This is a genomic window from Streptomyces sp. NPDC002784 (assembly GCF_053592135.1).
In genome coordinates, this window is the sequence record NZ_JBSFVD010000080.1 from 1 (window position 1) to 5,942 (window position 5,942).

Below are 5,942 nucleotides of genomic sequence, written 5' to 3' on the forward strand. Positions count from 1 at the left end.
GGCGCCGCAGTTGAGCGGGACCATCGCCTCGCGCGCCCGGACCCAGCCGTACAGCTGGTCGTCGCCGGATTCGGCGGCGGCCCGGGCGGCGGTGGCGAACCAGGCGCGGGATTTCCGGCGGCTGCCCAGGTCGTGTAAGACGATCGCGGTCATCCCGGCCATCTGCCCGGCCGTCCGGCACAACCTTGCCCGGACCGGGGCGGGCTGCGGGACGGTGAGCAGCGGACGCAGGGTCGTGAAGTCGGTGACCAGGTCGGCCAGGACGCGGGTGGGTGCTTGTCCGTGGTAGCCGTACCCGTAGCTCTCAGCCGCTGCCTCCAAGTCGGCGAGGTTGTGGGGCGGATCGGGGGAAAGGGTTTGATCGACGTCGGTCCGGGCGGCGGTCAGGGCGGCGAGTGCCGGAGCGGTGAGGCCGGCGGCGAGCGCGCCGCGCAGCAGGTTGCGGCGCTTCATCGGATCATCTCCATGGTCGGACTCCGTGTCGTTCGGCGGCTGGACCAGGACGCTCACCGATCCGCGACTCTGCGCGGCCATCGTCGACAGGCTTACCTTCGGCGGGAACATCATCGAGACTGGCACCGAGTCCTACCGCCTTGCCCAGACCCGAGCAGCCCGAGGCCAGGACGGGGAGTAACTCGTGACCCAGATGCAGTTACCGGCTTTCTCACGACAGCGGCAGGGCTGGACAAACCTGGCAACAGTCTTGCTTCTCCAGCTCGGGGCCTTGCTCTTCGTGGTCGGCTGGCTGGTCGGAGTGCTTCTTCTGTGGACCTCAGACCATTGGCAGCTGCGGGACAAAGTCGTCGGCACCGTCCTCATCCCCGGAGGGCTGGCCGTGCCGATCTTTCTGACGTTCTCGCCCGAGCGATGCACCACAGTCATCGAGGGCGGGATCGTGGCATCTGAGCAGTGTGGTCACCTCTCCTATGTTCCGTGGCTGGACACCACACTGCTCATCCTTCTCTGGGTCGTTTCAATCGCCTCGGCCAGCTGGCTCGTACATAGCGCCCGCGAGCCCGAGATCGATACCCCCGGGTTCCTTCCTCACGTAGATCTTGGCGAGCCGCAGCACCGAGTCTTCCAGGGCTCGAGCCAGCCGAGTGTTCCCAGTTGTCATCAACATTCACGAGTGACGTGACCGCTGAGTGCTGCCCGAAACCATCGACAAACGTTGCCCACTCTGGCTTGCGAAACCACAGGCGTATCGATCGTCATCTGAGCCGGATCCCGCGTGCTCTGCGGGGCTCGCGCTCGATGGCGCGCTGCAGGCCGAGGGAGTCGTAGATGGCGTACGCGGTGCGGGCCAGGGGGACGGTGTGCTGGGTCGCTTCGGGCAGGGTGCGGCTGCGGCGGGTGGAGCTCTGGTCGGCGTAGTGGATGGTGCAGGTCAGGCCGGTGGTGGTGACGAGGGCCCGCACCGCATTGGATGCCGCCGCCGACGAGTCCGACACCATCAACCTCGAAGCCGCCCTGTATGGCCGTTTGGTCAAGTCCTGCGTGTGTCGTGCTGCGGCCGTACGACGATGACTTCGCCACCGCCGTCTGCCGCACTTTGCGCGCCGCCCATGCGCACGCCTTAGAGGCCCTAACAGAAGTTGTTGATCATGTGACTTTCGGTGTGGGTGGTCGTTGTTCTGCTCGTGGGGAAACGACAGTCGCGGCCCTGGATCGTGTCGGATGAACTGTGGTCGCTCATCGAGCCGTTGTTGCCTGAGCCGGGTCCGAAGCTGGTGGAGGGCCGGCCGCGGGTACCGGACCGGCAGGCTTTGTGCGGGATCCTGTTCGTGCTGCACACCGGCATTCAATGGGAGTACCTGCCCCAGGAGTTGGGCTTCGGTTCCGGCATGACGTGCTGGCGGCGCCTGGCCGCCTGGAACGAAGCCGGTGTGTGGGACGAGTTGCATCTGGTGCTGCTGAAGAAGCTGCGGGCCGCGAAGAAGCTGGACTGGTCGCGGGCGGTGATCGACTCCTCCCACGTGCGGGCAGCTCGGCGTGGCCCAAAAGCGGGCCCAGCCCGGTCGATCGCGCACGGCCGGGCAGCAAGCACCACGTCCTCACCGACGGCCAGGGGATCCCGCTCGCAGTGTCTTTGACCGGCGGAAACCGCAACGACGTCACGCAGTTGCTGCCCTTGCTGGACATGGTCCCTGCCGTGGCCGGCGTCGTCGGCCGCCCCAGACGCCGGCCCGACGCGCTCCTCGCTGACCGCGGCTACGACCACGACAAGTACCGCCGACTGCTCTGGGAGCGCGGCATCCGCCCGGTCATCGCCGAACGAGGCCAGCCACACGGCTCCGGCCTGGGCATCTTCCGCTACGTGGTCGAGCGCACGATCGCCTGGCTGCACGGCTTCCGCCGCCTACGCATCCGCTGGGAACGACGCGACGACATCCACGAAGCATTCCTCGGCCTCGCCACATGCCTGATCACCCACCGGCATGTACAACGCCTTTGTTAAGGGCTCTTACCCGCAGCGTCTCCAGCCTCGCGTCGCCCACCCGGCCTCCCGGGCTGGGTACCCCGGATTCGTCCTGCGGCCCGAGGACCGGCTCGTACGGGCGACGGCCCAGCAGGGGCTCGCCGAGCTCCTCGGCCGCTACCCCCGACGGGCCGACCCGCCACACCGTAGACCTGTTCCAAGCACCGCCGTCCCGGCGCTCGCCGAACTCCGGCCGAGCTGTGCAGAGACCGGCATCAAGGGAGCATAAAGGTTGCCGGAACCAGGCAGTGTTTTCATCCGGGCTACCTGTGAGTATTGCGGTCACAGGCTGGGTTGACAGTGGGGGAGAGGCGGTGGCCGCGGATGGCCTGGTTTCTGGGTCTCGGCATCGCAGGAGTCGTACTGCTCGTCCTGTCCCTCGTCTTCGACGGTGTCCTTGAGGGCCTCTTCGACGGCGTCGATGCGCTGGACGGTCTCTTCGACGGCTGGCTGTCGCTCCCGGTCATCGCCGGGTTTGTGTCCATGCTCGGCTTTTCCGGCGCGATCGTCTTGGGCGCCACCGGGCTCGGCGCGGTCGGGGCCACCGCGGTTGGTGTGCCCGCCGGGGCCGTAACGGGCTGGCTCGCCTACCGCCTCAGCCGTGCGCTGCTGAGCGACCGGTCCGGTGCTGCCCCGCGCGGCGACGACCTGATCGGGACCGTGGGCTCAGTGGTGACGGCCATTCCGGCCGGGGGTTACGGCGAGGTGCTGGTCCACCGGGCCGGGCAACCGGTGAAGCTCGCGGCGAAGAGTCCGAGCCCGGTGCCGCGGGGCGCCGAAATCTGGGTTGAGGAGGCACTGTCGCAGACAGCGGTCTTTGTACGCCCTGTAGAACGCTGACCCACCGCGCCGCGCCCCACATCGAGCACCGACACAGCCGATACATCGGTGCTCCTTCATCCACGAACTCGTATCGATCTGCCGTCCCCTGGGAGGGCTGAGGGGAAAGACATCATGAGTCCAGTTGTCATCGCCGTCATAGGAGTCGTCATACTCCTCGTGCTGCTCGGCCTGGTTGTCGTCACCCGTTACAAGGTGGCGGGTCCGAGTGAGGCGTTCATCGTCACCGGGCGGCGCGGTAAGCAGTCCACCGACCCCGAGACGGGGCGGGTGTTCACCGATAACAGCGGGCAGAAGGTCGTGGTCGGCGGCGGCGTCTTCGTCGTGCCGTTCGTGCAGCAGAAGTTCACGCTCGACCTGTCCTCGCGGCACATCCCGGTCGCGGTGCGCGGCGCGGTCACGCTGCGGGGTGTGAAGGTCAATCTCGAAGGTGTCGCCATCGTTAAGGTGGGCGGCACGGAGGACTCGATCCGCGCGGCCGCCCAGCGCTTCCTCATGCAGCAGAACGGCATCGTCGGCTTCACCCAGGAGGTCCTCTCCGGCGCGCTGCGCTCCATCGTCGGCCGGATGTCAGTGGAGGACATCATCCGCGACCGGGCCGCGTTCGCCGGGCAGGTCGCCGAGGAGGCCGAGGCGAGCCTGTCCGGGCAGGGGCTGGTGCTGGACGCCTTCCAGATCCAGGACATCACCACCGAGGGCTCCTACTTGGAGGACCTCGGCCGGCCCGAGGCCGCCCGCGCCAAGCAGGAGGCCGACATCGCCGAGGCCGTCGCACGGCGCGCTTCCGAGCAGGCCCGGCTGAAAGCTGAGGAAGAGATCGCGATCGCCCAGCGGACCTTCGCGCTGAAGCAGGCCGAGATCAAGGCCGAGACGGACGAGGCGGCGGCGCGTGCCGCGGCCGCGGGCCCGCTGGCCGAGGCCGCCCGGCAGCAGGATGTGCTGAGCGAGCAGGAGAAGGTCGCCGAGCGCCAGGCCGCGCTCACCGACCGCGAGCTGGACTCCAGGATCCGCAAGCCCGCCGACGCCGCCCGCTACCAGGCCGAGCAGGAGGCCGAGGCCCGCCGTATCGCCCAGGTCAAGGAGGCCGAGGCGGACGCCCAGCGCTCCAGGCTGACCGGTGAGGGCGAGAAAGCGCACCGCGCCGCGCTGGCCGACGCCGTACGCATTGAGGGTGAGGCGGAGGCCGCCGCGATCGCTGCCAAGGGGGCAGCTGAGGCCGATGCGATGCAGAAGAAGGCCGACGCCTTCGCCCAGTACGGCGACGCCGCCGTCCTGCAGATGCTGGTGGAGGTGCTGCCGCAGGTCGTTGCCAAGGCGTCCGAACCGCTCAGCGCGATCGACAAGATGACCGTGATCTCCACCGACGGCGCCAGCCAGCTCTCGCGCACGGTCGCCGACAACGTCGCCCAGGGCCTCGAACTCCTCGGTTCCACCACCGGAGTCGACATTGCCGAGCTGCTGAAGGGCATCACTGGGCGGGCTGGTGGTGCGCAGCCCGCGACGACGGCGCCCACCGCGGCCAACGGGAAGGTCGAGATCACCGGCTGACGCCGACATCAAGTAGAGAGTGAGCCCGGGCGGGCCCCGAACCGCCCGGGCTCACGCGAGAAGGCGGTTCTGCTGTCTGGCACCACACTTGAGGTAAGCGGATGAGGTAAGCGGACAGATTTTCCGCCGCCGGGGCGGCTTTCCGAGCCGTCGCCTCACTGCGGGGCTGGGCGCCGAAGCGAGTCCGCAGCCGCACGACCCCATGGAGCCTCCGTGTCCGGGGCGTCGCACTGTTGGTGATCTGGCTCCGCGGGCTGATCGGCCCGCTGCTGCGGTGGAGCAACCTGAACTCAGAGGACGCCAGTTTCCTCGTTTACGTGGCGCAGGCTGGGCTCCTGCTGTTTGCAGGAGGGCTCGTAGCCGGATCACATCTGGGCGAGCGGTTCTACCAGCGGGCAGTGCGAGCACAGGCAGGCGATCACGCTGGGGCCATCAGCGGGCGGCCGTGATGAGTGGCTACGCCAACACCCAGACAACATCCCGAATGACGGTAAGTTACACGGTCTGGTCAACGCTCCCGACGGCTCGGGGCCACGTCTCGCCGCTCCTTCGGCCCACCCCCAGGGCAGCCTCCTGAGCGCCGTCGCCGACGAACGCCCGGGTACGGCTCGGCACGGTCACGCGCGCGCATTTGTGCGGGTTTCCGCGGGAGGTGCGTCGGCGTTTTCGCGGCCGGTCGGGATTCCGGCCAGGTCCTCGACGTGGAAGAGGCGGGCGATCGGTACGTCGGTGGAGCTGTGCGCGATGATCGAGAAGGCGATGCACACGGCGATGAGCGTGAACGCCTTTTGGCCCTGCGGGATCCCGGCCTGCAGGACGAGCAGCCCGTACACCACCGAGGCGAAGCTCTTTCGGCCCGAACCAGGCCGCGACCAGCTTTTCCTGCCGGGTGAACCGCGTGCCGATCAGCGACAGCAGCAGCGACGCCGGACGGATCAGCACGATGGCGAGGACCACCGCGACGTACCCGCCGAAGGACAGGTCGCCGAAGAGCGACGGCGTCAATAGCGCGCCGAACACCAGCAGCGCCGCGAACTTGCCCAGCTCGGCGAGTGGTGCGGCCGCGCGACTGCGC

5 protein-coding genes and 3 pseudogenes are annotated in these 5,942 nt (G+C 68.4%); 5 read left to right on the plus strand and 3 right to left on the minus strand.

All coding sequences use genetic code 11. The features are described from left to right. A pseudogene (locus ACWD1Z_RS36220) lies at positions 1-534 on the minus strand (hypothetical protein); the annotation flags it as partial. Between ACWD1Z_RS36220 and ACWD1Z_RS36225 the strand changes: the two are divergent. Next, positions 482-634: pseudogene (locus ACWD1Z_RS36225) on the plus strand (ATP-binding protein); the annotation flags it as partial. The pseudogenes ACWD1Z_RS36220 and ACWD1Z_RS36225 sit on opposite strands and share 53 nt — an antisense overlap. 3 nt (positions 635-637) lie before the next feature. Further along, positions 638-1,138, plus strand: coding sequence for a hypothetical protein (locus tag ACWD1Z_RS36230; RefSeq protein WP_451124986.1), 501 nt, complete (start codon positions 638-640; stop codon positions 1,136-1,138). A gap of 73 nt (positions 1,139-1,211) precedes the next feature. Here the strand turns inward: ACWD1Z_RS36230 and ACWD1Z_RS36235 are convergent, their stop codons facing one another. After that, positions 1,212-1,454: a DinB/UmuC family translesion DNA polymerase gene (locus tag ACWD1Z_RS36235; RefSeq protein ID WP_451124988.1), complete on the minus strand. Its 243-nt coding sequence runs from the start codon at positions 1,452-1,454 to the stop codon at positions 1,212-1,214. A 186-nt stretch (positions 1,455-1,640) separates the two neighbouring features. Between ACWD1Z_RS36235 and ACWD1Z_RS36240 the strand changes: the two genes are divergently transcribed. The 3 genes from ACWD1Z_RS36240 (at position 1,641) to ACWD1Z_RS36250 (ending at position 4,867) form a co-directional block, all read left to right on the plus strand. Then, a protein-coding gene (locus tag ACWD1Z_RS36240) for an IS5 family transposase (RefSeq protein WP_451124994.1) occupies positions 1,641-2,458 on the plus strand; the annotation gives its coding sequence in 2 pieces (ribosomal slippage) (positions 1,641-2,004 and positions 2,004-2,458; 819 coding nt in all). 345 nt (positions 2,459-2,803) lie between these two features. Next, positions 2,804-3,319, plus strand: coding sequence for a hypothetical protein (locus ACWD1Z_RS36245; RefSeq protein ID WP_451124990.1), 516 nt, complete (start codon positions 2,804-2,806; stop codon positions 3,317-3,319). A gap of 114 nt (positions 3,320-3,433) precedes the next feature. After that, positions 3,434-4,867: a flotillin family protein gene (locus tag ACWD1Z_RS36250; protein WP_451124992.1), complete on the plus strand. Its 1,434-nt coding sequence runs from the start codon at positions 3,434-3,436 to the stop codon at positions 4,865-4,867. Between the two features lie 617 nt (positions 4,868-5,484). Here the strand turns inward: ACWD1Z_RS36250 and ACWD1Z_RS36255 are convergent. Then, positions 5,485-5,942: pseudogene (locus ACWD1Z_RS36255) on the minus strand (cation:proton antiporter); the annotation flags it as partial.